We start from the raw sequence: 26729 nt of genomic DNA on the forward strand, positions 1-26729 counted from the left end.
CAAGAGTATCAATTAAATTTGCATTTTCTTTTTGAAAAGATAATTATCAAAATGTTACACATACAGGATGATCCGCAATTATTAAAGCAGCCCTCATCCTCAAATAATCTATTTTATGAAACGCGACGATAAAATATTTGAGCTAATTGAAAAAGAACATCAGCGCCAACTTAACGGCATCGAGCTGATTGCTTCAGAAAACTTTGTTAGCGAACAGGTTATGGAAGCCATGGGTTCGTACATGACTAATAAATATGCTGAAGGCTATCCTGGTGCCAGGTATTATGGCGGATGTGAGGTAGTTGACCAAAGTGAATCTTTAGCTATTGAGCGTCTTTGTAAAATTTACGATGCAGAGTATGCTAACGTACAACCACATAGTGGTGCACAAGCAAACATGGCTGTATTAATGACTGTTTTAAATCCTGGTGACAAGTTTTTAGGATTAGACTTATCAATGGGAGGCCACCTATCTCACGGTTCTCCGGTAAACAGTTCTGGTCTTTTATATGAACCTATTGCGTATGGTGTAAAAGAAGATACCGGTTTAGTTGACTACGAGATGATGGAAGCAAAAGCTCGTGAACATAAACCAAAGTTAATTATTGGTGGAGCCAGTGCATATTCCAGAGAATGGGATTATGCCCGTATGAGAAGGCTTGCAGATGAAATTGGCGCGATTTTAATGATTGACATGGCCCACCCTGCAGGATTGATCGCAGCAGGATTGCTTGAAAATCCGGTAAAACATGCCCACATTGTTACCTCTACCACACACAAAACATTAAGAGGACCTCGCGGAGGTATTATCTTAATGGGTAAAGACTTTGAAAATCCATGGGGTAAAAAAACGCCAAAGGGAGTGATCAGAAAAATGTCTTCATTACTAAACTCTGCTGTTTTCCCAGGAGTACAAGGAGGACCACTTGAGCACGTTATTGCTGCAAAAGCAGTATCATTCCTTGAAGCATTGCAACCTGAATATATTGAATACCAAACACAGGTTCAAAAAAATGCAAAAGCCATGGCCGAAGCCTTTATTGCAAAAGGATACCATGTGATTTCCGGAGGTACTGACAACCACTCCATGTTGATTGACCTTAGGACTAAATTTCCCGATTTAACAGGTAAGGTTGCCGAAAATACATTGGTAAAGGCTGACATTACTATTAATAAAAACATGGTGCCTTATGATAGCCGCAGCCCATTCCAGACTTCCGGTATTAGAGTTGGTTCTGCTGCTTTAACCACCAGAGGCTTAAAAGAAGAACACATGGCTCCAATAGTTGAGTTTATTGACACAGTATTATCTGATGTTGAAAATGAAGCTAAGCTGAACGAAGTAAAAGGCAATGTGAATAAAATGATGAAAGAATTTCCTCTTTTTGCATACTAGGATACTAAATAAAATGGTTTTGGTTAATAGCTAAAACTCAATATAAGAAAAAAGCCGGTTGTTACTTTTTACAGCCGGCTTTTTCTATTTCTTCTATTCCATTTCATCATGAAGAATAAGCATTGGGTGTTCGGGATGCAATACCATTTGTTTGGTGATGCTTGGATGGAAAATTCTTTCAAAGAATGAAATATCATGGCGCACTAAAGCAACCATTTCAGCATCATTTTCGTTAACAAACTTACTGATACTTTTAACTACATCATCTCCCTCGATAAAATTAAAGCTCACATTTACATTAGGAAAATGGGCTTCAATCTTACTTTCTGCATCTAAGCGATTTACATACTCATCATCCAAAACATTAACAAACATCAATGCCGACCTGTAATGGTCAACAATATCCTTCACGGGTTTCATTACCTCATCTTTTTTAACATCCTGCAAATCGGTTGCAAATACAATTTTACCAGGTTTTTTAAACTGGGCCGACTTTGGAACGACAAGAATAGGGGCTTTGATGTTTTTAATTACTTCATAAGCATTTGATCCAAGCAGAAAATTTTCAAGGGCCGATTCGCCCCTACACCCTAAAACAACCAAATCGGGGTGATTTTCGCCAATATGTTCATGAACAACATCAATCAGAGATCCAAAACTGGAAATAGCATCAACTACAGCCTCCGGACAAACACGTTTAAGAACCGAGATTTCTTGTTTTAATCCTTTTTCACTCTCGTAAGCCATCTCCTCTTTCACCTGCATAACATATGGACTTCCGCTAAACTCCAAATCATATGCGTTAAGGAGTGAAAAATGAGCATTTTCTTCAACAAACATTTTCAATGCATAAAGAGCGGCATTTCTGGCTGTATTTGAAAAATCGGTTAAAATCAATACCTTTTTCATAGCCTGAGATTTTAAATTTCAACGCTTATAAACACCGGTACAAATACCGTAAAAGAGCACACAATAACAACATCTGTTTCATTCAAAGTAGCGCATGAATATACTTTAATACGGAATCAGGCAATAATTGTTTCATTTCCAATGAAAAAACTAAAATTTTTCGTATTGATCATACACAGGATCCTCTAAATCCATGTTTAGACCAACCACAGGTGCTGAAGTATCTGAAAAACCACCATTTAACTTTACCCCATCATCACCCTTGTTATTTCCATGACCATTTAAATTAAAATAGCCAATCAGCGCCTTCAACTGTACCGATTGAGTACTTAATTCTTCAGCATTTCCAGCCATTTCCTCGCTACCGGAGGCGTTTTCCTGGGTTGCCTGATTCAACTGTTGGATAGCTGCATTGATCTGATTGACTCCTTCCAATTGTTCTTTGGCAGCAGCAGCTATCTCACGCATTAAACTATTCGATTCCTTGATAACAGGTACCATTTCTACAAGTTTATTGTTGGATGATTGCGACAGGGTACTGCTTTCCTGAACAAGTTGCACAATTTCAAGTGATGCCTTACTGCTCCTTTCTGCCAATTTACGAACCTCTGCGGCAACTACAGCAAATCCTTTACCTTGCTCCCCTGCACGTGCTGCTTCAACAGCAGCATTTAAAGCCAAAATATTGGTTTGATTTGCAATGTCATTAATCACCGCAATTTTATCAGCAATCAGCCTGTTTGCTTCAACTGCCCTATTGGATTCTAAGCTTACATTATCAATTGCTTCCATCGCCAAATTAGATTGTTGTTCGCCCCCAACTGCATTTGCACTGCTTTGCTGAATGTTTGCCACCATTTCTTCCATTGTAGTAGACACTTCTTCAATAGAAGCAGCTTGTTCATTTGCTCCCTGCGACATGGTTTGTGAGTTAAGGTTAAGCTGTTCACTAGCCTGCGACAATTGATTCGACCCACTCTGTATCTCCCCTACTACTTCCTTCAGTTTTTCATTCATTACATCCATAGCCGTCATTAAGCGGGCCACTTCATCTTTTCCATCTACAGAAATATGTTGGTTAAGGTCTCCTTTGGCCAGTTTTTCAACAAGTTTAACAGCTTTTTCCAATGGCTTGTTTATGCTACTTGTAATTAACCTGCTAATAACTATCGCAATGGCAATAATCATAAATAAGGCAATCAATCCAAATCGCCGGGCTCTTTTTATAATACTCTTTTCTTTTGTTGAAGCTTGTTCTACCAATTTGTCACTTACATCTGCCACCCTGGAACCATAGCCTTTCATGCGTTGAATGCTTGCTCCCTGCTTCTCAATATGATTTACAAATACATCAAATGCTGCTTTATATTCCTCATAGCCCTGAATTAAATTTTTGATAATAACTTTGCTTTCCCCAAAAGAATACTTGGACTTTGCTGAATTCAATATATTAAAACAGTTTTCCAGATGGGCATCCACATTCTGTTTTGTTTTAGTATTTAAATCACCGTTATTATTTACCGGGTTTGCAACAAACTCCCAGGCAGCAATACGAAGAAGGCTATGGCCTTCGTACATTTTTGAAGAAAACCTTGCCAGGGAACTGTTTTGACTTGATGCTGTTAATAACTCCCCCAACACTTTTCCTTTTTCTGACCAACTTTCCCTACCTTCACGCTTTTTATTTTCTATATCTGCATAGGTAGTGAACTCTGCACTATAATTTGCAATATCTTCTTTTAACCCATCTATTCGCGAATCTTTAAATACATCCAGACTTTGAGAAGAATCCACATAAGCAATGGCATTAACAGAATACTGCTTTACCATGTCTACATTTTCAAATCCAAGAAATGTCATAAAATAAGTAACCCTTAACCGGGCTTTTAACAACTCACTATCCGCATCTTCAAGATAATGCGTGACCTTTACAATCTCATCGGTTTTTTTTAGGCTGGAAGCGCCTATAATACCCATGGCCATTACTCCAATAACCATTATCCCAAAACCTAGAATTAATCTGTGCCTGATTGAAAAATTTCTTAATCTCATAGTGTGTAAGTATTTAATTAAAAAGTAAAAAAGAGGATAACGTATTGCCACCCTCTTTTAAAAATACTTATTGATTTTATTAAATACAAACTCGAATCAAAACATATAATTTTTATAGTTAAGTAGTTAGTAGTTACTTTTAATCAGCTAACGAATTAAAATACTCCAAAGACACTTAATTTTGTGTGCGCCCACACGTCTTTTCATATTACCAACATGTTCAACAAAAAAATTTCACCAAATAAACATAAACGACAAATGTTTTTTTATTTTTTATCAAGCTGACTTTCCCTATACCACCTCCAAACGGTATGATAAGGTATATTGGTTATTTTTGCGATGTTAACAGGTTCATGGTGCTGACAGAGCTTCAGAATGTTCTCTTTTATCTCTTTAGGATACCTAATGGCCTTTGTTTTTGCCTTACAATAACGTTTCCGTATACGAACAATGCTCATTTCAGAAACATTATATTCTTTGGCTATAACTTTTGCCAATTCTCCTTTGTCAAGTCTATCTGCAATTTTAATTGCCTCTTCATAGGATATGGTGGAACTACCCCTTACATGCAAGGATTTTGCACCTGCCAATCCATTCTTTATCCGGTTTTTGGTTAATCCACTTTGGTTTCCCCACTCCAGGTTATCAGGCCTGTTATCCGTACTAACACAGTTTTTGTGCAGCACCATTTTATAGGATACTGGTTTAGGATTTACAACATAAGCCAATGCTACTAACCTATGTACATACATTACCACACCTTTGACAGATACCTGATAATAACCATGCCTACTCTTTGGTGATTTTATTAGAGATTGATGCAATTCTTCATCATTATACTTAATTACAGATCCATCTTCACTCACAAGTATGTCTTCTTTAACTCCTGGGTACTTTATTTTTTTGTACTTCATGTTGATGTGATTTAAATAGATAATTATATGTCTATGGAACTGGTTAAAATATGGGATAGACAGTGATTAATCACGATGATAAACAAAGTTATTAAATATATAATAAGAATTACAGTATTTATCCACTTTTTTAAGCCAGCAAAGAATATACATTAATGTAATTCAACAACTTATACAACATCTCAATAAATCCAAAGAACTAACTCCCCTGTTTTTCAACAAAATAAAACACCAAGTGCATCTCCAATTTGTATCAGCACAACACAGCAGACTACCCATAGATAACCTGCTGTTATGAATAATATATTTGAAGAAATCCTTATAGCGACACCAACGAAACTTCTAAGGTAAATTCATCATAAATCACTTTATCTCCCAGATTATCAAAGAAAGACTTGGACCCGTACCTCACGTTGTATTTAGATCTGTCAACAGTTAATATTGCTGTATATACTTTCCCTTTTCTTACAACATCAAACTCTATCGGATTCGACTTCCCTTTTATGGTAAGCTCACCAACCACCTTTGCTTTATTATCCACAAACTTTGTACTTGAATTTACTTTTAAGGTTGAAGTAGGATATTTTTCTACTCCGAAAAAATCATCTGACTTTAAATGCCCTACTAATTTATCCTTATACTCCTTGCTTTCAATATCTTCATTTGTAATAGTAGTCATATCTATCACAAATAAACCCGACACAATCTTATCCCCACTTATTGACAATTGTCCCTTCTTTAATTTAATGTACCCATCATGGGCTCCGCCTACTTTTTTCCCTTCCCATTTAAGTGTTGATTTTACTACATCTACTTTTACTTCCTGAGCGTTTAACCCGGCGGTTAAAATGGCTATCATGGCCACGATAATAATTCTAATTGATTTCATAACTTTTCTATTTATTAATATTAAACCTTAAATATTCATTGGAACATCCAATAACAAAACTTTCGATGTTGCTAAACTTTTCAGATTAATTCGTTGACTCCCCTTTAACCCAATGGCATCCCGGCGTTTCAGCACTACACCATCCAATTCAATTTCTCCTTCAACTACCATTAAATACACTCCATTACACTTGTCTTTAACCGAATAGTTAACTGTTACATTTTCATCAAAAACGCCCATGCTTACCCAGGCATTTTGGTGGATCCAGGCGCCCTGGTCATGTTCTTCAGGACTAACGATTTGAAAAAAATCATTTTTACATTCCAATTGCTTAATTGAAACCTGACTGTACCGCGGCGTGACATTTCTTTTATCTGGAATTATCCATATTTGAAAAAGATTTAACTCCTTAGTTGGACTGGGATTAAACTCACTATGAAATATTCCGGAACCGGCACTCATGACCTGTATCTCACCTTCCCTGATCAATATGTCATTACCCATACTATCTTTGTGGTTTATTGAACCACTAAGTGGAATGGTAACAATTTCCATATTGTCGTGCGGATGTTCACCAAAACCTCCTCCGGGAGCAATAAAATCATCATTGAGCACCCTCAAAACGCCAAAATTGATTTTCTCAGGGTGATAATAGTTGGCAAAACTAAAAGAATGCCAAGCTCTTAACCAGCCATGATCGGCGCGCCCCCTTTCCTCTGCTCTGTATAATATCTTTTCCATTTTTGTATTACTAAATTTGCAACAATACAAAAATAGAATAGCTAAATAAGTATTTGATTACTAAAATCAGGAAGAAAGTTGTAAAAATCAGACAAAAGAGTCTTTTATCGCAAAAACACCATGTATCTATCTAACAATATTTTCTTTACGAAATTGACCAGGTGTTTGACTAGTCATCTTTTTAAAGAAATTACTAAAATGCGAAGGTTCTTCAAATCCAATATTAGAAGCCAGTTCTTTATTTGTTTGAGAAGTAAATAACAACAACCTCTTTGCCTCCACAAGCAGTTTATCTTGTATAAACTCTTTTGCAGATTTACCGGATTGAGTTTTTACAAACTTGTTTAAATAATCGCTACTCACAGCTAAATCATCGGCATACTGAGTTACTTTATGATACTCCTGAAATTTTTGGTCGAGCATTTTTTTAAATGAAACAAATAGCCTATCCCTACCTATAGCCTGCTCCATATCATGCGAATGCTGTACCATACAAGAAGAGTTTATATTAATAAAAAATAGTTTTAGAAGAGCTCCCAAGGCTTCATATTTATATAAAAAATCTTTCGACGAATATTGCATGACCTGATTTACTATACCTAATAAATTTACATATTCATCATCCGATAGCATCAAAGGAGGCGAATACCCTGTTGTATTATATAAATACACCCGGTTAACAAGCTTATCCGTAATTGCATTTTGAACGAGGAACTCTCGGCTAAAATTCATCACCCAGCCCTGTGGCCTCTCGGGAGTAGATATTTGATGAACCTGACCTGGATAAACAAAATGAACAGTCTTGTCCTTAACATCAAATTCATTGAAATCAATAATATGCTTACCAGTACCCTTGGAAACTAATATTAATGTATAATAATCATGACGATGCGGTTTATCATCTATTCCTTTAAGAAAATCATAAATATCCTCAATTTTCTTTATAACAAAACCGTTTGTTACTCCACCATCACTATTAAGGCCATATGTACTAATGTTATCGAACATTCGTTTTTAAGAGAATAACCAATATTGATAACAAAAGGTTCATAACCGACAGAGCAATGGCTACTTTGTAAAACAAAATCGTCTTTAATGCCTGGCAGGAAGAATTCTGACATTAGTTTTGGCTAAAGAATAAGGCAATCTGCTCATGACTTCAGCTTAATAATATGCGTACCCATCAGGCTTACAAAATCTTTTTGCAGTTTATTATAATGGTTTAGAAGCACTTTTCCTGCATCGGTCAGTTTTGCTATTCCCCCACCATTCCCGCCTCGTTTTGTTATGACCAAAGGAACATCCAGCTGGCAATTTGTTCTTTTAATCAGGTTCCAGGCATAAGAATAAGACATACCAATATTCTCAACGGCAGCATTTAATGAACCGGTGTCTTCCACCTCTTTTAATATGCGTATTACTTTAGGATGAATAATAAAACCATCCAGGGTTTCCATTGTAAATGCACCTTTTATTACAAGTTCAATCATAATTAAATTTTAAAAGTGAATCACCTGCTTTTAATCCATTCCCATTCCTAAAAAAATCTTTTGCTGTTTGAAGCATGTGATCAAGCCGCTCCAACTCACAGTACAATTTTTGCTCATGCTCATTGGTATTTATTATTTTATGCATACCCCCATTTTTTATCACCACACGCTTATGGGCTAAAAGAATTAACAAAGGATCATGGGTGGCCATCAGCACAATCTTTTCTTTGCTCACCAATAAATCCAAGGCTTTTTTCTTATTCACACCAGCATTCTCTATTTCATCAATCAAAACAACCGGGGCCTGACCAATACAGGCAACATCTGCAATCATCAATGCCCTTGACTGCCCTCCGCTCAAAAATGTGACCGGGGTATCAGCTGTAAATGACTCGCCTGAAAGGTCATTGGCAAGGTCAATCACCTCTTTCACAACAAGCTCTGCGTTAGGCAAAAAACGACTTTGCGCATGCAACATCAGGAAACCTTCCACATCCATATCCAATACAAAGTTCATATTCTGGGTAATCTGGGCGATCAACTTCCCCCCGTATTGAGCCAACATGTTATTATCGCATTGTTGCCCGTTTATCAAAACCTTTCTTTTTGTTGGAGTATCTTCATTGGCCAACCATTCTATATCTTCCAGCAACCTGCTTTTCCCGGAACCCGTTGGTCCCACAACACAAGTAATTTCGCCCGGCTTCAGGTGAAGATTACACACTTCCTGTTTCTTATATTTATCGTAACCAGAAAGCACATCAAGGCTTTCTATCTTCAAAGTATTTTCAAGTGCATAGACTCCTGTAACAAAATCCTTGAACATTGACACAAACTCCCGGGGATTGGTTGTATTCTCTTCCCAAAACCCATCTGTAAGTTCCCTTACCAAACCTTCAAAAGATTTTTCCTCACGACCTGCTTCAATTTGAAAAGAAGAAAAGAAATCCTCTATTACCGGATTATCGCACAACAATATTTTTAATGGTTTCTTCAACAAAACATCTACATCCATAAGTCCTTATTTTGAGTACTAAACCAATTATGCTTATAATTTTATCTTTCTGTTCAGTCCAATCTGAAAATCTTCTCCAACCCTTGTTTCTCCAAGACAATACGAACATAGTGCTGCTGGCATAGAAAACCGTAACTTCAAGTTTTCTGTTGTATTTAACACCTTTGCCCCTTGCCACATCATAGCCAGCCTGTCTGCTCCCTGACCGGTAATTCCATTAACAAACAACACCGTACACCCGGGATTAACCATCTGAATTTTAAATCGAAACACTTCGCGCTCAGCCTGGGAAACGAGATCACTCTTTGTTACTACAACCACATCTGCCATCTTTACCATGGGGCCGGTTTTCAAAGGTGTGTTTATCCCGCTCAAATTATCCAGGACACAAACAGCAAAAACCTCCTTCAAATGAGGAGCACAACGGTTGCACAAACCAGCACTCTCTGTAACAAGTGTTGACAACCGATTTTCGTTGGCCCATGAAAAACAAGCTTCAATATTTGAAACAAAATAATGGTCAGGACAAAGGTTTCCGGCCAAACCGGTATTAGCCATTATTCCATTCTTTTTATATTGCTCCTCATCTAACGAACTCAGGCAATCAAACTTTATCACACCACAGCCCTCATTGAGGCCTTCCATACTTTCAATAGTTTTGATAATTACGGAAGTTTTCCCAGAAGATGGCGGTCCTGCAACAGTAATTAGCTTTATCATATATTAAGGGATTTTGTTTCCCACACTTTTAAAAACGCTTCTCTGATTTCGTCTTTTAGCTTCCCGATATCATGGCTCTTTAAAAAGTCCCATCCCAGCCACTTAACCATATCCGGAAAACTATCATTCGCCACGTCAGGATGAACTCCCGGGAAAAACCTGCTATTAATCAACTGGCCTGTTTCCTTCGAAAACAAATACTCCAACAAAGCCATATGTTGCATGGCCTTTCCTCTTTTTATCAGCAAAAACACAGGACTGGCAATTGCTCCATCCTGTGGCCAAACCACATCAGCCTTATCACCTTTAATCCGCTTTGAAAAAAACCAGGGCATAATATATATCGCTGCACCTTCTTTTTTGCCACTCCCAACCAACTTTACCATCTCGGCAGGGTGCATTCCGCTTTTTATATTCCGGGCTAATATTTTAATGGCATCCATGCCTTTATCTTTATAAAAGGGTAACATTACCGCATTGCAAAAAAAGTCATCTTCGCCCCTCATGATGATATCATTCTCAAACTCGGGTTTTAGCAGATCACTCCATACCTCCGGCACTTTTCTATCACCCAACTTCTCTTTATCCACAACCATTACAAGCATATTAGCGGTATACATGGTATAGTTATTATCAGGATCTGAATATCCTTCCTTTTCTAAATAACTATTGAAAATATATGGTGTGCAGGCCTCAAAATGATTAGTAGAAATAAACTTATCGACAAAAGGACGGTGAAAAAAATTATTTATATCCGATGCCATAATGATATCCGGCAACTCACTGACATCGTTAATGCTTTCGAGCAATGGATAATAGGATAATTCATGATTTACATTTCCCTCAATCAGATAATTCAGATAACCAAACTCATCCTCTTTTTGCTCAAAGAAAGACTCTGAATGTTCCTTAAATGGATTCCTTAACCCACAGGGCAACATGGCAACAAAATGAAGGCTTTCGGCAGGTAACAATTCCGGATCTGACTTGCCGGCCTGTTCAAACCTGTTTAACGATTCTACAAACGAATCCACATCAATCTTGTTTGATTTCAATACTGTTTCAAGCCTGGTAAAACGGCCTATCTTTTTAAGGTGGTCAGGCATAAAATATTTCCCCAATCCGTTTTTATTTAAAAACTCCATGATCGGGTCATCCATTTCCGCTATCTGAACTAAGTTTTCTTTACCTGTAATCATTTTCTTCTTTTATGTAGTAACTAACCATCGAAGGTTATTCCGTTGTACTAAAAACAGATAACGTGCCACATAAAAAACAAAAAGACGAGATAAACTTAAAACTTAGTCACAAAGAGCATGTTGAGGGATGTGATGATTTATATCACAATGAGAAAACACTACATTTTTGTAGTGTCAAAAGAAAACGAACTACAAAAATGTAGTTCGTTGTATGTTACCAATATTAAAATCTACTTTATAAAAGTATTTTCAATGCTTACCAAAGTAAGCATGCTCAAACTCATGCACCGTATCACGTATTACACTAACCAATCCAACTTCAGTCCCCTGCTTTAACTTCATGGCATAAACCTGAATTTTGTGCATCAGGGTCAACTGTTTTATGTACTCACCATAAGCTTCAGTATCTGAAGGATCTATAATTTTTATTCTTTGGTGCAAAAAATATTTTGCCGCAATATCCTGTATTTTTACAGCATGTTCTTCTTTATTCATTACCCACCTTACCAGCTGATTATAATCCACAGGATCTTTTGATGACAGTTCCCTAATTTGATCAATAGATTTCTCAATAGTGGCTATGTGCTCATAAATCAGAGCTATCCTAACCGAATCGCCATAAATACCGCAAGGAATTTCACAGTGAGCAGTTGCTTTATTATAAGTTCCACCCAGTACAATAACAAGAATAATTAATCCTAATGTTCTCATAATACAATTTTTATTACTTAAACCCCAGGTCTTGCTTTTTGTTTAAATGGAAGGTATGATAAAAACTATTTGTTAAAAACAATGCCAAACGAGCACTTCGCTCCTATAACCAAGGTATTACATACGCCCCTTATGAAAAAAGCCTTTTATTATTACGAGGACTTTGTCATTATGAACTTGGAAATACAAATGCTGCCCGCCAGGATTGGATGAGGTTAAAAGATTTAGGAGGCATTGACATGGAACCTGCTTTCTTTGCAAAAATCAAACATTTAAAGGGTTATGAAGAATTGGCATTTATGTTTTCGGAATAAACAATTTAGTAATGAATTATTAAAAATATGAGACTTATCTATAATATGCCCGAGATATTAGGTAAGTCTTTATTTTAAGATAAATACAAATCCTAATCCTGCAAATTACCCACAGGCACCTTCTCCACCCTGGTCTTCAAATAACAATATAAACGTAGTTCCAACACCCAATTCACTTTCTACTTTAATGCTGGCTTTGCTTTGTTTTACAAACTCACAAACCAACTGCATACCCAGGCCAACACCTTTTTCGTTTTGGGTGCCATAGGTGCTGTTTATTTTTGAGAAATCAAAAAGCTGGTCTCTCTGCTCGGGGGTCATTCCCACTCCGGTATCTGATATTTTAAGTATGGTTCTTGCACCTTCATGATGGGAAGATAACGTAACCTTTCCTCCAGAAGGGGTAAACTTAATCGCATTATTCAGGAGGTTTCGGATTGTCATGGCCAGTTTCACCCTATCAACAAATAATGTAGTATCCTTCTCGATGCTGTAACAAACCTCAATCTTCTTTTTATCGGAAACATGCTGGAGATGCCTGACCTCCATTAACACCACATCCCTCAGACTAACATTGGCAGGAACTGACTTTTTTGTTCCCATCTGGTTCACTCCCCATTGCAACAGGTTATCCAACAAGTCGAGCATATTGGCTGAAGAAGATTTCATCTCACGGGATATCTCTTTCAGCTTATCCAAATCCTCATGGTTGGCACATAAATCCATCACCTCAGAATAGCTGTGGAAAGTTGCTAAAGGACTGCGTAAATCGTGCGACAGTATTGAAAAAAACTTGTTTTTTGTAGCGTTTGCATTGGCCAACTCTTGTCGTTGTTCATTGAGTTTTTGGTTTACTTTTTTACGATAACGACTTATTTTCAATACAATAAACACCAAAACACTTAATACAATCAATACCGAAACGGCAGCTATGGCGACAATTAAATACCTTTCCTTTTGTTCCTTTTCCTCATCAACCTCAGCCTGTTTCCGGGCTACTTCGTACTTAGTTCGCAGGTTGGCAATTTTACGTATAATTTCTTCGTTATTAATGCTATCGCGATATGCAACATATTGCTTGTGGTAAAAAAAAGCTTTATCATACTCTTTTGATTGGTTATAGATGGTTGATAATCGAAGACTGGCATCCCGCACCTGTTCTTTCAACTTGTAATCCTGCGCCAGGCGAAGGCTTTTAAGGGAAGTTTGTTCTGCTTTACCACATTGCTTTCTTTTAAAGTAAACTTCTGCGAGTCCGTCAAGGTATGACGATACGGCATAATTATCTCCTAAGGGCTCAAGTACCCCTATTGAATTATAAAGGAAGATTTCTGCACTATCGAGTTTGTTTTGAGCAGTGTAGACCAAACCAATATTTCCAATACAGTAGGAGCTATAACATTCATTTTTTAATCCCCGGTATATGGAATCTGATTTTTTCAGATATTCAACGGCAAGACTATACCGCTCTGTTTTTCTGTATAGTTCTCCCAGATTCATATAAGTTGCAGCTATTCTGCTTCCCAATTCGAACTCTTTTAAAATATGAATTGATTTTTTATAATACAATTCGGCCTTATCAATTTCATTATTTCTTTTGTAAATATCTGCAAGACCCACATAACATGATGCCACCCCCTGCATTTTATCACATTCCCGATATATCCCTTCTGCAACAAAAAGTGCATTAATGGCACTATCCAGTTCCATTTTCTTCAGATAGGGAGCTACAGATAAAAACTTTGCAGCGGCTTGTTGTGTTTTTCCACCATAGCTCAATGCATGTGCATATGCTAAATTTGAATACTTTAGTTTAACATCAGGAGTTTTTGATGTATATGAAATCTGATGACACAATTCATACAGTAAAGAATCATCCTCTGTGCTTAACTTATTCTTATATAAAGCCCTCAAACTATCGGCAACCAATTCTTCAGCACATATTCCTGAAGACATTGCTACTATCATCAATATTAAACAGACCTTTACCATATTTCTGCAATAAAAAACAATCCATACCACATAACAGCGTGCTTATGGATTGTTATATAAGTTAATGACGTTTATTTCCCGGGTGGATTTATTTCAGCATCCGGATCGTCTCTGTAATCCTTTCCATCCTTGTATTTAAAATCTATGTTATAAGATTCCTTACCTGATTGCTCATCACAAACTATGGCTTGCCAATCCTTAGATCCATCTACTGGCTGCGGTGGCGTAGAAAAAATATTAGCACTGCCATTTTTAGGACTAATACCTGTAATTTCAATAATGTCACTATTTTCCATTAAAGTCCAGGTTACTTTACTTCCGGGATTTACAAGAGTAGTAATTGTTTTGTCATGTTCGTGCCCTTCACTATCTTTTAAATGAAGAATCACATCATCGCCTTTTTTAATGGCTCTAAGTTGAATTGTTACATCCATTGTTATAATGTAGTTTTAGTTTAAAATAATTCTATTATAATGAACTGTCGGTTACTTGAGCTGACAGATAAAAAAGGCCCGGGTTAAACATGTGTAAATTCTCACACAATCACCCATCCTCAAACCAAAACACATTTTAAAACATTGCCTCAAATTCTTCCTAAAATTATATTTTTTGAAGAAAAAAGTAGATAAATAAACCATTAAATAATAAAATACATATTTCCTTTAAATAACACAATCCATAAATCACCCTCCTTTTGCAGTAATTAACGCACTGTATTGCTTTATTATTTGTTTCTTAAATAAAATAATTATAGTATTTTCGCTATCCCAAAACTCATACAAACCATGCTAAAACAACAGTACTTTTTGCTCGACGCCTTACACACAGGACTACTCCTGATCTCTCCAACAGGCTACTCTTCAGACTATTTGATCGTAGATACAAATCCATATTTCCTTAAGATGTTTGAATGCTCAGGAACTGTTATCGGTCAAACAACAAAAAAGATCCTTCCCCAACTGGCAAGCAAGCTAATTAAGCAACTTGATATAACAAACAAGGAACAAACGGAGCAAAACAGCAACGTCCATATTACTGGCACCGATATTTATTATGATATAAAAACCATCCCTGGAGAAGACAACACCATTGCTTGTTTAATATTGGATGTAAGCAAAAAAATTTACTACCAAAACAGGTTCCGTGACCAAAATGATGAAATCCAGGCCCAAAACGAGGAACTGATGGCCACAAACGAGGAACTTTCAGTCAGCTTGGAAAACATTAACGAAACCAACTTAATATTAACAGAAAAAGAAAAGGAACTCATTTACGCCAAAGAAAAAGCGGAAGAATCAGACCGGTTAAAAAGTGCCTTCCTGGCCAATATGAGCCATGAAATAAGAACCCCGATGAATGGCATCATTGGTTTTAGCCAATTACTTAAAGAAACTTCCATCTCCGAATCGGACAAAAACCATTATATCAAAATTATTTCAGATAGCAGCCAGCAACTGCTTGACATTGTAAATGACATTATTGATATTTCAAAAATTGAATCTGGTGAAGTAACCCTCAACAAAAGGGAAGTGAACCTAAAAACCCTTTTAAACAAAATATCTGATTTTTATAAACCACAGGCATCAGAGAAAAACCTAGGCTTCACTGCAGATTTCCTGATCAACAACGACAACTTCCTTTATTATCAAGATGCTACCAAGCTTTATCAAATTATTAGCAACCTGATAAGCAACGCTATTAAATTTACCGACAGGGGTGAAGTGAAAATCACATGCTCTCTTGAAAAAGATACGGTATGTTTTTCTATTTCTGATACAGGCATCGGCATCCCTGATGAATACAAAAACAGTATTTTTGATCGTTTTAGCCAGGGTTACTCCCATAACAATCCAAAATATTCAGGAACAGGACTAGGCTTATCCATATGCAAAGGACTCCTAAACCTGATGGATGGTAATATTTCATTTCTTTCAGAAGAAGGAAAAGGCTCTACTTTTTTAGTTGAATTACCATTACAAAACTATAGAATACTTGCCAATTGATTATACAGTCACCTTAACTAGTTCTCATAAATAGCCTACACTATCTTTGCACCTTATATGTGACTTCTTCTTATCAGATTCGTAATTCCCACATACATCCTTCATATATTCTGCAGTATTCCTACACTATAAAACACCAATCAGTGAAGGAATAGTGAAGGAATAGTGAAGGAATAGTGTAGAATTTGTGCTGTAATCGCATATTTGGTATGGAGAAATCCCCTAGCAGTTACGTTCCAGATCCCCATCCATTTTCTTTCTTCAGACCCAACTTTTGTCACTGATCTCATTTTTTTCTGCAGCCATTTGTGTAGTCAATAAAAAACAAAAGCCACTTACAAAATTGTAAGTGGCTTTTGTTTTCAGTAGCGAGAGGCGGGCTTGAACCGCCGACCTCATGATTATGAATCATGCGCTCTAACCAGCTGAGCTACCTCGCCATTTCTTTGCTAAACGATGTTTTCTTTAAAACATTTATTTCGTTTTTGCGGATGCAAATGTATGTCATTTCATTTGAAGTACCAAGTATTTTTGTAATATTTTTCACAATAAATCACCCAAATAAACACAACCTCCTAAATATCTTTCAATTACATTTCAAAAAAAGAAGAGAAAAAATTTCAGAACACAACAACCCCAATTACATATCGAATACTACCCCTTGTCTTTTTTTTAATTCATCTGTAACTTGTAGGCTGCCTTAGGCGTCAAACCGTGTAGATGAGTCAGTCGGATAATAAAATAATAAAGCAGATTAAAGGTGGCGATGTTGCAGCATATGCAACATTGGTAAGTAAATACCAAAACATGGCATTTACTCTGGCTTTGAGTATAACAAAAAACCGTGAAGATGCTGAAGAGGTTGCCCAGGATGCATTTGTAAAAGCCTATAAAAATCTGGCTTCATTTAAAGGCAAATCAAAGTTTAGCACCTGGTTATACCAGATCGTGCACAACACAGCTTTAAGTAAAATAAGAATTAAAAAGCACCACACCCATCCAATCGACAACCTCTTAGAAGACCGAAATATTAAATTAAGCGAATCGGAAAACAGGAATTTAGAACGTTTAGATAAAAAAAGAATTTTAAAAGAGGCCATAAAAAAGCTTAACGAAGACGAGGGATTTATTATTATACTATACTATTATCAGGAGTTGAATATTGAAGAAATAGCTATAGCAACAGGATATTCAGAAAGCAATGTTAAAGTAAAACTATTCCGGGCCAGAAAGAACTTATATGAAAAGCTTCAGATTATTATGGAAGGGGAAGCTAGAACTTTAATTCAAAACTAGAATTATGAAACAAAAAAAACATCATATTGAACCAGAGGATAAGCTATTAGGTGATTTTTTTAATGATTACGACTTAGATCAACCTGGTAATAACCTTGTAAAAAATACTATGAGCGAAGTGCTTCATGAATGGTCGCAAAAACCATTGGGACAAACCGCTCCTGTAAAACTTTCGCATAAAATATGGATTGCCCTGGGAGTTGCATGCTCCTTACTTCTGGTATATCAGATCGATTTAAAAAACACATCCGGTACCAGAACTATCTCTGAAACATTTAACCTTAAAAACAACGGACAGGTTTTTACCCAGGCATTTGATTCTATTTTTAACAGCTTCACGTACGTACCTGATTTAGTGTACATGATTATACTAGGTGTGGGCTTAGTCTTTTTACTTGATAAGTTTTTATCGTCACACTTTAAAACCCTCCAGGAATAAAAACCCCACCTACAATATACTAACCTGACAATACTTAATGCTTGTGCTAATTCTTCAACAAACTCATGGCTAACCGGATAATATGATGAGGAATCTGTTTATTGGCAGCTTCATACACTTGTTGCAATTGCATCCCCGGGTTTTTATCAAGTATTACCTGCACCCTCCTTTTTTCATATGGTAACACATATTGCTCAATATCTACACTTTCACCTTTTTCAAAAAGAGTAGCTAAATGGGAGTAAACAGTGATAATATTTAAGCCCGTACGAGCTGCGATAACCTCTGGCGACAAATTCTTTTTATACAATTCAAATGTTTTATGATACGCCGGTTTTGCTTTGTTTTTTTTATCATTCAAAAAAGCTAAGATCTCATCAACAAATGCCTGCCCGTACAGTTCCCACTTTTTATTTCCCACACCCGATATTTCTTTCATATCCCATTCGTTTGTTGGTCGATGGGCCACCATTTCCATCAGCGTAGCATCCGAAAACAATATATACGGAGGAACACCTTTTTCAACAGCCATATCCCGCCTCAATTTGCGCAAACGCTCAAACAATCCTTGCTCATGAGTAAAAGACACAACCGGCCTGGCCTTTTTAATCTCAACTTGTTTTTCTCTTTTAATTTTTTGATGAAGATGATGCAACTGCACTCCTTCTCCTTCAAAAAGAACCTTATTGCTCAACGGGGTTAAGGCAAGAATGGTTCCCTGTTCATATTCAATTTTTAAATACCCAAGGTTTATTAATTGACTAACAATCAATTCCCAATCAGCAATACTCACATCCTTACCTGCTCCAAATGTTTTTATTTCATGAAACCTGCCAGCCAATATCTCCGGCGACCGATGTCCTGCCATCACTTTAGGCAATAATTCCTTAGGCAACTTCCCCTGCAATCGGGCCACTGCCGACAGTGCTTTTTGAGCCATTACCGTCCCATCAAACAACTGCTGCTTACCCCTGCAATTATCGCACTCCCCACAATCCTCAACACTCCACTCCCCAAAGTAATTCAACAACAACTTTCTCCTGCAATGGTTCGACTGGGCAAAAAGCAGCATCCTTTCCAGCCTGGCATTCAGAATAACTTTCCTCTCCGACTCTTCATTAAAGGACTCCAGAATTCCATAGTCCTGCTGCCCATAAAACAACAAGGCATGGGCTGGCAAACCATCTCTTCCACTCCTGCCTATTTCCTGGTAATAGCCTTCTATATTTTTGGGAAGGTTATGGTGAATCACCCATCGAACATTAGACTTATCAATCCCCATCCCAAAAGCTATAGTGGCACACACTACTTTAATCCGGTCATTGATAAAATCATTCTGAATCCTATTCCGGATGTCACTATTCATACCTGCATGATAAAAACCAGACTGCACCCCATTATTCCGAAGGTAACGGGACAGATCCTCGGTATTCTTTTTGCTTAAGCAATATATTATCCCGGACTCCTCACCCCGTTTCTGAATAAAATCCAGGATCACCTCCTTGCGTTTGTACGCAGGCCTTGCTTCTATGTAAATATTTGGACGGGAAAAAGAATCTTTGAAAACCTTTGCCCTGGCAAGCTTAAGCTGTACCAGAATATCTTTTTGCGTTAAAGGGTCTGCTGTGGCCGTAAGGGCCATTATCGGAATTTTTGGGAACTGTTTTTTTAAATATCCCAAACGCTTATAATCAGGCCTGAAATCATGTCCCCAGCTTGAAATACAATGTGCCTCATCAATTGCAATCAGATTAACATTTAGCTGCAACAATGTATAATAAAAGCTCTCTGAATTCATTTTTTCAGGCGAAACATATAAAAGCTTCACATCTCCTGCCAAAGCTCTTTTTACAACGTACGCCTGATCCTCTTCCGATATTGAACTATTTAAAAACTCAGCATTTACGCCGTTTTGCTTTAATGATTCCACCTGATCTTTCATTAAAGCAATCAAAGGGGAAACAACTACTGTTATTCCCTCTATTGTTAATGCAGGAACTTGAAAACAAATGGACTTCCCCCCTCCCGTTGGCATCAACACCAAACAATCATCACCCTCCAAAACCGAAGCTATCACTTTTTCTTGTAGCGGTCTGAAACTACTATAACCAAAAACATCTTTTAAGGTTTGTTTTGCACGATTCAACATCATGGTGCAAAAGTATGTTTTTTTTCGTGTTCCATCTTATTTTTTTCATGAATGCTGTAACCAAAACTCAGCTCTTGTTGTCATATAAACAGAAACGAATAACAAATAAAATAAGATATCATGGAAGAAATTTTAGTACCCATTTTTGTAGTTGCTATCGTATTTGGAACCATACCGGGAATGATTGTAGCACTCATCTATTTTAAAAATAGAAGGATAGAACGGACCGCACTGATTGCTTCAGGAAAAGACGCAGGTATTTTTAATACAGGAGAAAAAAAATCAACAATTCAACAAGCTTTAAAATTTGGCATGTTGAGTATTGGGGTTGGCTTAGGGATCGTAGTGGGGGACTTTGTTGCAAAATCAACAGACCTGGCAGACCCGGCCGCCTACCTTTCTATGATTTTTATATTTGCCGGAACTGCATTACTTGCCTACTATTTGCTTCAACGCAAAATTGAAAGGGAATAGCCATCAGAAAAGAAATGAAAGTTATGAGATAAGAGACTCCTGATTATAAAGATCCTTATATGGATGGTCTCTTATCTCATGAGTAATTTATTCTGAAAACTCAAAAAGCTTCATCATTTTATCAAATATTGCTGTATTTTCATAAATACCCATAAATTCCTTTGCGCCCGGGCCAATGGCAAAAACCGGAACCATTACTCCGGTATGACCACCTGTAACAAATCCTCCTTTAACGTAGCCCTTTTGAATATCCCCACCTACAACAGCCAATCCACCGGTTTCATGATCGGCAGTAACTATAACCAAAGTTTCTTTATCTTTAATAGCAAAGTCCAACACTTTTCCTATTGCCCTGTCAAAGTCAAGCATCTCTCCTGCTAAAAATGCAGTATTATTCTGATGACCTGCCCAATCAATCTGAGATCCCTCAACCATCAGAAAAAAGCCATCTTTATCCTTTGATAATATCTCAAGTGCCTTATCTGTAGCTTTTACCAGCATATCTCCCCTTTCTTTATATGCAGGATTATGGGCCGGGGCTGTTAAAACCCCCACTTTCCCTCTCTTTACTTTGGCCGCAGCATCTAACGAAGTAAACATCTTATAACCTTTACCCTTTAACTCTTCAACCAAATTCCTTTTATCTTTTCTTTTGGTAAAAAAATCAGATCCCCCTCCAATAAACACATCAATATCTGTATCTAAAAAATCTGCCGCTATTTCCTCATACATACTCCTTTGCGGTTGGTTAGCAATAAAAGATGCTGGCGTTGCATGAGTTATAGCAGACGTACTCACCAAACCTGTTGCGAGCTTATTGTTTTCAGCCACCTTCAAAATGCTTATAATCTCCTTACCTTGTTCATCCACACCAATAGCTCCATTACAGGTTTTTTTTCCGCACGCCAAAGCTGTTCCTCCTGCTGCAGAATCTGTAACGTAATTATCGGCACTTTGCGTTTTCGAGAAGCCAATACACTTAAAATTCTGAATATTTAACTTGCCTTTGTTAGCTGTAAACCCGGAAAATACCTGATCCACTCCCATTCCATCTCCTATCAACAACACAATATTCTTTGGCTTATCTGCAAAGTAAGAAGCATCCAGATCATAGGATTTCACTTCATGAAAATTATTATTGTAAAATTCTTCCTTGGTATCAACTGTTTTATAATTTTCTTGTGCAGTTACACTTCCCATAAGGGCAACAAACACCACTAAACCTAATACAATTCTCATTTTTTCCATTAAATATATCGTTACTTTATAATTCTTAATTAGCTGTTTAATACAGAAAAACAGACAATACAGGCTTGTAAAAATAAGACAAATGTTAATAATCTTTTATGTTTTGACATTAATAATCTCTTAACCTTCCACTCTTGATACAATTATAAAAAATGGCAACCCCTCTTGCTTTTTTAGAAAGAAAACACTATTTAGGATTTATTAACTGGCTCAATTAAGTATTTATGCATTTAATTATCATATTTGCAACAGGGATTTTTCATAAAACTTGGATTTAGTTAGCTGAATTAAGGGGGAAGGACAGATATTTTATCTGTCCTTTTTTCATTAATTATGCGTTTTGTTTAAAAAAACACTTTTTATTGAACCTGACTTTACAAAAGCAACTCCGAGCAAGGTTCCCCACAGGGCACCAAATGAAATATCCAGGGCACTATGCACACCAAGCATTACACGTGACATGGCAACCCACACAGCCCACAAATAAATACACCCATACAATACAGCACCACTTCCCTTGTATAAATAGCTTAACAAATAACATATAACAATAGCCAGCAAAAAAGCATTTGTAGCATGCCCCGAAGGAAAAGAATAACCCACTTCATATTTCCACAATTTCAACACAGATTCTGTCACGTGCTTACCATCATACTCAAGTCTAACATCATCTCTTGACTCAAAAAAATCTTTCAAATAGCCCCTTCTTAACTCCTTAGAATCTAACTGATACATTTTATCCGAATCAAAACCAACCTGTTGCTTCATTATTTCAATACTTGGTCGGTGTACATGAAATGTTGTTTTAAACAGATGTTCGTTAAGCAGCGCAACTCCACCCAAAACAATCAACAAAAATAGCCACAGAACCACAATGGTAAACAACCTATTTTTATAACTCTTAACCCTTTTAGATACAAAAAACACAAACAAAAGTACCAGAAACGCAACACTTAAAGCATCTCCGGAATGCGTAATCAGCAAAAGCAAACCCGACACAAAAGAGCCCGCATTTGCCAACATATACACTGAATATAAATTGGTGAACAACACGATTAAAACAGCTACAACAGCCCATATCCAAATCCACTTATTTTTTTGCATAAAGTAGTTTTTAAAACATTGCAAAATTACATTTATTTCAAAGCCACTAAAAAAGTAGTTATAGAAAACTTGACATATTCATAATTTATTATTTAATTATACTAAACAAGTCCACTTGATAGGATTTTTCAATTATTAAAAAAATGCTATCTTGTGCACATCTATGAATAAAAACTTAATAAGTTTAAACAATGTCAGATCTTAAAGAAAAAATTGAACTTGAATTTATCATCAAAACTTCACCTTCAATTTTATACAACAGACTTTCAACTCCCAGTGGGCTATCTGAATGGTTTGCAGATGATGTGAATGTAAAAGGGAATAAATTTACATTTATTTGGGAGGGTGCTGAACAAGAGGCTGAACTTCTTAGCAAAAAAGAAAACAAGTCTGTAAAATTTCATTGGCTCGATGACGAGGATGAGGATAGTTATTTTGAATTCAACATTAACGTTGATGAGCTAACTGGTGAAACAGCTTTGATGATTGTTGACTTTGCTGAAGAAGACGAAAAAGAAGATTCAGTAGAGCTATGGAATCAACAAGTCGACCAACTAAAACATGGATTAGGTTCGATTTAGTTATTTCTCAAATAAAATATTAATATAACTTTGCACTCTGATAGTACAAAAATGTACTTTGAGTGCATTTTTTTTGGCATAGTTTTTTCTATCAAAACGCAAATTCTTACAAAAACAACAATGAAGAAACTTCATACATTCATATTAAAGAGCTACTTAGGGCCTTTGGTAATGACTTTTTTTATCTCATTGTTCATCCTGGTGATGCAAATTTTATGGAGATACGTTGACGACCTGGTTGGAAAAGGACTGGAAGTATCCGTACTTGTTGAATTATTATTTTATGCCTCCCTTCAGGTAATTCCAATGGCACTACCATTAGCAATCCTTTTGGCGTCACTCATGTCATTCGGAAACCTTGGTGAGAATTACGAATTAACGGCACTTAAATCTGCAGGCATCTCCTTGCCCCGCATAATGGCTCCCTTAATTATATTTTCAATCCTTGTTTCGGTAGGAGCATTTATTTTTTCGAACAATGTGCTTCCGGTTGCCAATTTAAAGTTCACCAGTTTAATGTGGTCGGTACGCCAATCCAGGCCGGAGTTTGACATCAAGGAAAAAGTATTTTACGACGGGCTTGAGAACTTTAGCATAAAGATTGACCACAAATCAAAAAATGGTGAAATGCTTTATGACATCATGATTTACGACCATAGAGACGAAATGGCCGGGAATACAAACGTTACCCTTGCTGATTCCGGGAGACTTCAGTTCACAAAGGATAATGCCTATTTAAAACTAACTCTTTTTAACGGTGTTCAGTATACTGAAAACGTAAACAACCAAAGAAAAAAACGCAACGAAAAATTACAATTCCGAGAAGACCATTTCAAAAGACAAACTGCCATGATTTCATTGCAGGGCATGGAATTCAGCCGTATGGACGAAGGGTTGTTTTCCAGCCATGGCAAAATGAAAAACCTGCAACAAATTTCTCACGATACCGATTCGTTAATAGACCTAAGGGCAAAACACATTGAAAAACTAAAACCCCGTATCGAAAACTCCTACTTTGTTTATAAACCAAGACACAAAAACAGGGAAACCACCTTGCAAACGGGAGAAAAAGAGGAGCCTGTAAAACAAATAGAATCCTTTAAAAGCGTTGATATCGACAGCACCTTTAATGAGTTTAACGCAGAAAAAAAGGTAATGATCCTAAGCAGCGCCTTGCGCAGGGCCCGGGATACCAAAACCAAGATTGACGACCAGATGAATTCTATGAACAGGGTAAATTACCATATTGTCCGACATAAAATAGAATGGCACCGCAAATTCACCCTTTCCTTTGCTTGCCTGATTTTCTTTTTTATCGGAGCACCACTGGGAGCCATCATCAGAAAAGGAGGTTTGGGAATGCCAGTTGTTATATCGGTATTATTTTTTATCATCTACTATATCATAGATACTTTTGGATTAAATGTGAGCAAAAAAGAAGTGTGGCCTCCCCATTTCGGAATTTGGCTGTCTTCTTTGGTACTATTCCCTGTTGGAGTATTTTTAACATATAAAGCTGCCACTGATGCAGCTATACTCAACGCAGATGCCTATATAATAGCATTCCAAAAGTTTTTTAAACGATTAAAAAAGAAAAGCAAACAGTAAAGGAACATACCATATACGAGCATGTTAACACTTTTGATTGTTGGTGGCAAAATATTTAGTTACCTTTGCCACCCAATTATTCATTTGCACACATATTATTATTGTTTTACGTCATGAGTGATCAATCATATAAATTAAATACCATTGATGAGGCTATTGAAGCGATCAAAAATGGAGAGCTTATCATTGTAATAGACGATGAAGACAGAGAGAACGAGGGTGATTTTATTGCAGCAGGAGAACTTATAACACCTGAAAAGGTGAATTTTATGGCTACTCATGGACGTGGGTTAATCTGTACACCTATCACAGAAAAAAGGTGTGAAGAGCTCGACCTGGAACTGATGGTTGGGAAAAACACGGCTCTTCATGCAACCCCGTTTACCGTTTCGGTAGACTTAATCGGACAGGGTTGTACAACCGGAATTTCCGCTTCCGACAGGGCTAAGACGATCTTGTCCCTTTGCAACCCCAAAACACAACCTGAAGATCTTGGGCGCCCCGGACATATTTTTCCTTTAAAAGCAAAAGACAAGGGTGTTTTACGCAGGTCGGGACACACAGAAGCAGCAGTTGACCTGGCACGCCTGGCTGGATTATCTCCCGTTGGAGTCCTTGTTGAGATAATGAACGAAGACGGAACAATGGCCCGTTTGCCAGAACTGATAAAAATTGCTGAAAAATTCGACCTGAAACTTATTACCATTAAGGACTTAATTGCATACAGGCTTAAAAACGAAAGCCTTGTAATAAAAGGGGTAAAAGTAAACATGCCAACCAAACATGGTAATTTTCAATTAATCCCTTTCAAGCAAAAATCAAACGGACTGGAACACGTTGCCCTTATTAAAGGAGAATGGGAGGCTGATGAACCCATATTGGTACGAGTTCATTCATCATGTGCCACCGGAGACATTTTTGGCTCAAAAAGATGCGAATGTGGCGAACAACTGCATAAAGCCATGCAAGCAGTTGAAAAAGAGGGCAAGGGCGTTATTGTTTATATGAATCAGGAAGGCCGTGGCATTGGCCTTATGAACAAAATCAAAGCCTACAAACTTCAGGAAGAAGGATTGGATACAGTTGATGCAAATATTGAATTAGGCTTTGATGCCGATGAACGCGATTATGGAGTAGGTGCTCAAATACTAAGAGAGCTCGGTGTTTGTAAAATGCGACTGATGAGTAATAATCCTGTTAAAAGGATCGGATTAGAAGGCTATGGGCTGGAGGTTGTTGAAAATATTCCCATTGAAGTAGAGCCAAACGAATTCAACGAATTCTATATGCACACTAAAAAAGAACGCATGGGACATGATCTTCAGTTTTTTAAATACAGCAAAAGCGAAGAATAAGAAATACGAAAAAGCCGTCTGTTACGACGGCTTTTTTCTTGACTTCCGCACTTTTTCGGGTCACCCTCTGTATCCCTTGCTATTACTGAGTTTCTTTTTTAACTTGGGTGACCCAAATGTATTTCAATGT

At 37.0% G+C, this 26729-nt stretch carries 24 protein-coding genes and 1 tRNA gene; 8 read left to right on the plus strand and 17 right to left on the minus strand.

From position 1 onward, the window contains the following. The first annotated feature begins 115 nt into the window (after nt 1–115). The gene (gene glyA, locus OM074_RS10240; protein WP_301199379.1) at nt 116–1396 is read left to right on the plus strand and encodes a serine hydroxymethyltransferase; all 1281 of its coding nucleotides are present in this window, start codon (nt 116–118) and stop codon (nt 1394–1396) included. 93 nt (nt 1397–1489) lie between these two features. Here the strand turns inward: glyA and OM074_RS10245 are convergent, their stop codons facing one another. The 13 genes from OM074_RS10245 to OM074_RS10305 all read right to left on the minus strand — a co-directional run bounded on the left by OM074_RS10245 (nt 1490) and on the right by OM074_RS10305 (nt 14776). Beyond that, the gene (locus OM074_RS10245) at nt 1490–2305 is read right to left on the minus strand and encodes a universal stress protein (protein WP_301199380.1); all 816 of its coding nucleotides are present in this window, start codon (nt 2303–2305) and stop codon (nt 1490–1492) included. 150 nt (nt 2306–2455) lie between these two features. Then, complete coding sequence (locus tag OM074_RS10250; RefSeq protein ID WP_301199381.1) at nt 2456–4357, minus strand: methyl-accepting chemotaxis protein; 1902 nt, start codon at nt 4355–4357, stop codon at nt 2456–2458. A 266-nt stretch (nt 4358–4623) separates the two neighbouring features. Then, nucleotides 4624–5271 carry an HNH endonuclease family protein gene (locus OM074_RS10255; RefSeq protein ID WP_301199382.1) on the minus strand — a complete coding sequence of 216 codons (648 nt, stop codon included), beginning with the start codon at nt 5269–5271 and terminating at the stop codon, nt 4624–4626. 319 nt (nt 5272–5590) lie between these two features. Further along, nucleotides 5591–6160: a YceI family protein gene (locus tag OM074_RS10260; RefSeq protein ID WP_301199383.1), complete on the minus strand. Its 570-nt coding sequence runs from the start codon at nt 6158–6160 to the stop codon at nt 5591–5593. Between the two features lie 27 nt (nt 6161–6187). Continuing rightward, entirely contained in the window at nt 6188–6901 is a 714-nt protein-coding gene (locus tag OM074_RS10265) for a pirin family protein (protein WP_301199384.1), read from the minus strand. A gap of 126 nt (nt 6902–7027) precedes the next feature. After that, a complete protein-coding gene (locus OM074_RS10270; protein WP_301199385.1) occupies nt 7028–7909 on the minus strand; it encodes an AraC family transcriptional regulator in 882 nt (293 codons plus the stop codon). A gap of 143 nt (nt 7910–8052) precedes the next feature. Further along, nucleotides 8053–8391, minus strand: coding sequence for a winged helix-turn-helix domain-containing protein (locus tag OM074_RS10275; protein WP_301199386.1), 339 nt, complete (start codon nt 8389–8391; stop codon nt 8053–8055). After that, on the minus strand, nt 8384–9406 hold the full coding sequence (locus tag OM074_RS10280) for an ATP-binding cassette domain-containing protein (RefSeq protein ID WP_301199387.1): 1023 nt from the start codon (nt 9404–9406) through the stop codon (nt 8384–8386). Before OM074_RS10280 ends, OM074_RS10275 begins: the two co-directional genes overlap by 8 nt. A 33-nt stretch (nt 9407–9439) precedes the next feature. After that, nucleotides 9440–10126, minus strand: coding sequence for a GTP-binding protein (locus tag OM074_RS10285; RefSeq protein WP_301199388.1), 687 nt, complete (start codon nt 10124–10126; stop codon nt 9440–9442). Further along, on the minus strand, nt 10123–11325 hold the full coding sequence (locus tag OM074_RS10290) for an ABC transporter substrate-binding protein (RefSeq protein WP_301199389.1): 1203 nt from the start codon (nt 11323–11325) through the stop codon (nt 10123–10125). Before OM074_RS10290 ends, OM074_RS10285 begins: the two co-directional genes overlap by 4 nt. 249 nt (nt 11326–11574) lie before the next feature. Continuing rightward, a complete protein-coding gene (locus tag OM074_RS10295; RefSeq protein ID WP_301199390.1) occupies nt 11575–12036 on the minus strand; it encodes a superoxide dismutase [Ni] in 462 nt (153 codons plus the stop codon). Nucleotides 12037–12455: 419 nt separating this feature from the next. Beyond that, nucleotides 12456–14318 carry an ATP-binding protein gene (locus OM074_RS10300; protein ID WP_301199391.1) on the minus strand — a complete coding sequence of 621 codons (1863 nt, stop codon included), beginning with the start codon at nt 14316–14318 and terminating at the stop codon, nt 12456–12458. Nucleotides 14319–14413: 95 nt separating this feature from the next. Next, complete coding sequence (locus OM074_RS10305) at nt 14414–14776, minus strand: hypothetical protein (RefSeq protein ID WP_301199392.1); 363 nt, start codon at nt 14774–14776, stop codon at nt 14414–14416. A 351-nt stretch (nt 14777–15127) separates the two neighbouring features. On the opposite strand from OM074_RS10305, the gene OM074_RS10310 reads away from it, so the two are divergent. After that, a complete protein-coding gene (locus OM074_RS10310; protein WP_301199393.1) occupies nt 15128–16345 on the plus strand; it encodes a sensor histidine kinase in 1218 nt (405 codons plus the stop codon). 366 nt (nt 16346–16711) lie between these two features. On the opposite strand, the gene OM074_RS10315 is transcribed toward OM074_RS10310, so the two are convergent. Next, nucleotides 16712–16785, minus strand: a tRNA-Met gene (locus OM074_RS10315). Nucleotides 16786–17065: 280 nt separating this feature from the next. Here OM074_RS10315 and OM074_RS10320 point away from each other — a divergent pair. Both OM074_RS10320 and OM074_RS10325 read left to right on the plus strand, forming a co-directional pair. Beyond that, complete coding sequence (locus tag OM074_RS10320) at nt 17066–17641, plus strand: RNA polymerase sigma factor (RefSeq protein WP_301199394.1); 576 nt, start codon at nt 17066–17068, stop codon at nt 17639–17641. 4 nt (nt 17642–17645) lie between these two features. Further along, nucleotides 17646–18080, plus strand: a complete 435-nt coding sequence (locus OM074_RS10325; RefSeq protein ID WP_301199395.1) for a hypothetical protein — start codon at nt 17646–17648, stop codon at nt 18078–18080. A 46-nt stretch (nt 18081–18126) separates the two neighbouring features. Here OM074_RS10325 and recQ read toward each other — a convergent pair whose 3' ends face one another. Then, nucleotides 18127–20232 (minus strand): DNA helicase RecQ, encoded by a 2106-nt coding sequence (gene recQ, locus OM074_RS10330; RefSeq protein ID WP_301199396.1) that lies wholly within the window; start codon nt 20230–20232, stop codon nt 18127–18129. Between the two features lie 117 nt (nt 20233–20349). Here recQ and OM074_RS10335 point away from each other — a divergent pair, with 117 nt between their 5' ends. Next, on the plus strand, nt 20350–20703 hold the full coding sequence (locus OM074_RS10335; RefSeq protein ID WP_301199397.1) for a DUF6249 domain-containing protein: 354 nt from the start codon (nt 20350–20352) through the stop codon (nt 20701–20703). 87 nt (nt 20704–20790) lie between these two features. On the opposite strand, the gene OM074_RS10340 is transcribed toward OM074_RS10335, so the two are convergent. Both OM074_RS10340 and OM074_RS10345 read right to left on the minus strand, forming a co-directional pair. Further along, entirely contained in the window at nt 20791–21942 is a 1152-nt protein-coding gene (locus OM074_RS10340) for an alkaline phosphatase (RefSeq protein WP_301199398.1), read from the minus strand. Nucleotides 21943–22278: 336 nt separating this feature from the next. After that, entirely contained in the window at nt 22279–23055 is a 777-nt protein-coding gene (locus OM074_RS10345) for a phosphatase PAP2 family protein (protein WP_301199399.1), read from the minus strand. A 191-nt stretch (nt 23056–23246) separates the two neighbouring features. Here OM074_RS10345 and OM074_RS10350 point away from each other — a divergent pair, with 191 nt between their 5' ends. The 3 genes from OM074_RS10350 to OM074_RS10360 all read left to right on the plus strand — a co-directional run bounded on the left by OM074_RS10350 (nt 23247) and on the right by OM074_RS10360 (nt 26599). After that, entirely contained in the window at nt 23247–23636 is a 390-nt protein-coding gene (locus OM074_RS10350; RefSeq protein ID WP_301199400.1) for an START-like domain-containing protein, read from the plus strand. A 120-nt stretch (nt 23637–23756) separates the two neighbouring features. Continuing rightward, a complete protein-coding gene (locus OM074_RS10355; RefSeq protein ID WP_301199401.1) occupies nt 23757–25244 on the plus strand; it encodes an LptF/LptG family permease in 1488 nt (495 codons plus the stop codon). 113 nt (nt 25245–25357) lie between these two features. Further along, a complete protein-coding gene (locus tag OM074_RS10360; RefSeq protein WP_301199402.1) occupies nt 25358–26599 on the plus strand; it encodes a bifunctional 3,4-dihydroxy-2-butanone-4-phosphate synthase/GTP cyclohydrolase II in 1242 nt (413 codons plus the stop codon). Nucleotides 26600–26729: the final 130 nt, after the last annotated feature.

Source organism: Plebeiibacterium marinum (genome assembly GCF_026013615.1).
GTDB classification, from domain to species: Bacteria; Bacteroidota; Bacteroidia; order Bacteroidales; family Marinilabiliaceae; genus Saccharicrinis; species Saccharicrinis marinus_A.

Bases quoted from the DNA above. Each gene is read 5' to 3' on its own strand.
- OM074_RS10335 (WP_301199397.1), top strand. From the start codon at position 20,350: ATGGAAGAAATTTTAGTACCCATTTTTGTAGTTGCTATCGTATTTGGA.
- OM074_RS10340 (WP_301199398.1), bottom strand. From the start codon at position 21,942: ATGAGAATTGTATTAGGTTTAGTGGTGTTTGTTGCCCTTATGGGAAGT.
- OM074_RS10310 (WP_301199393.1), top strand. From the start codon at position 15,128: ATGCTAAAACAACAGTACTTTTTGCTCGACGCCTTACACACAGGACTA.
- OM074_RS10325 (WP_301199395.1), top strand. From the start codon at position 17,646: ATGAAACAAAAAAAACATCATATTGAACCAGAGGATAAGCTATTAGGT.
- OM074_RS10305 (WP_301199392.1), bottom strand. From the start codon at position 14,776: ATGGATGTAACAATTCAACTTAGAGCCATTAAAAAAGGCGATGATGTG.
- OM074_RS10280 (WP_301199387.1), bottom strand. From the start codon at position 9,406: ATGGATGTAGATGTTTTGTTGAAGAAACCATTAAAAATATTGTTGTGC.
- OM074_RS10360 (WP_301199402.1), top strand. From the start codon at position 25,358: ATGAGTGATCAATCATATAAATTAAATACCATTGATGAGGCTATTGAA.
- OM074_RS10250 (WP_301199381.1), bottom strand. From the start codon at position 4,357: ATGAGATTAAGAAATTTTTCAATCAGGCACAGATTAATTCTAGGTTTT.
- OM074_RS10300 (WP_301199391.1), bottom strand. From the start codon at position 14,318: ATGATAGTAGCAATGTCTTCAGGAATATGTGCTGAAGAATTGGTTGCC.
- recQ (WP_301199396.1), bottom strand. From the start codon at position 20,232: ATGATGTTGAATCGTGCAAAACAAACCTTAAAAGATGTTTTTGGTTAT.
- OM074_RS10345 (WP_301199399.1), bottom strand. From the start codon at position 23,055: ATGCAAAAAAATAAGTGGATTTGGATATGGGCTGTTGTAGCTGTTTTA.
- OM074_RS10270 (WP_301199385.1), bottom strand. From the start codon at position 7,909: ATGTTCGATAACATTAGTACATATGGCCTTAATAGTGATGGTGGAGTA.
- glyA (WP_301199379.1), top strand. From the start codon at position 116: ATGAAACGCGACGATAAAATATTTGAGCTAATTGAAAAAGAACATCAG.
- OM074_RS10285 (WP_301199388.1), bottom strand. From the start codon at position 10,126: ATGATAAAGCTAATTACTGTTGCAGGACCGCCATCTTCTGGGAAAACT.
- OM074_RS10260 (WP_301199383.1), bottom strand. From the start codon at position 6,160: ATGAAATCAATTAGAATTATTATCGTGGCCATGATAGCCATTTTAACC.
- OM074_RS10245 (WP_301199380.1), bottom strand. From the start codon at position 2,305: ATGAAAAAGGTATTGATTTTAACCGATTTTTCAAATACAGCCAGAAAT.
- OM074_RS10355 (WP_301199401.1), top strand. From the start codon at position 23,757: ATGAAGAAACTTCATACATTCATATTAAAGAGCTACTTAGGGCCTTTG.
- OM074_RS10290 (WP_301199389.1), bottom strand. From the start codon at position 11,325: ATGATTACAGGTAAAGAAAACTTAGTTCAGATAGCGGAAATGGATGAC.
- OM074_RS10320 (WP_301199394.1), top strand. From the start codon at position 17,066: ATGAGTCAGTCGGATAATAAAATAATAAAGCAGATTAAAGGTGGCGAT.
- OM074_RS10350 (WP_301199400.1), top strand. From the start codon at position 23,247: ATGTCAGATCTTAAAGAAAAAATTGAACTTGAATTTATCATCAAAACT.
- OM074_RS10265 (WP_301199384.1), bottom strand. From the start codon at position 6,901: ATGGAAAAGATATTATACAGAGCAGAGGAAAGGGGGCGCGCCGATCAT.
- OM074_RS10275 (WP_301199386.1), bottom strand. From the start codon at position 8,391: ATGATTGAACTTGTAATAAAAGGTGCATTTACAATGGAAACCCTGGAT.
- OM074_RS10295 (WP_301199390.1), bottom strand. From the start codon at position 12,036: ATGAGAACATTAGGATTAATTATTCTTGTTATTGTACTGGGTGGAACT.
- OM074_RS10255 (WP_301199382.1), bottom strand. From the start codon at position 5,271: ATGAAGTACAAAAAAATAAAGTACCCAGGAGTTAAAGAAGACATACTT.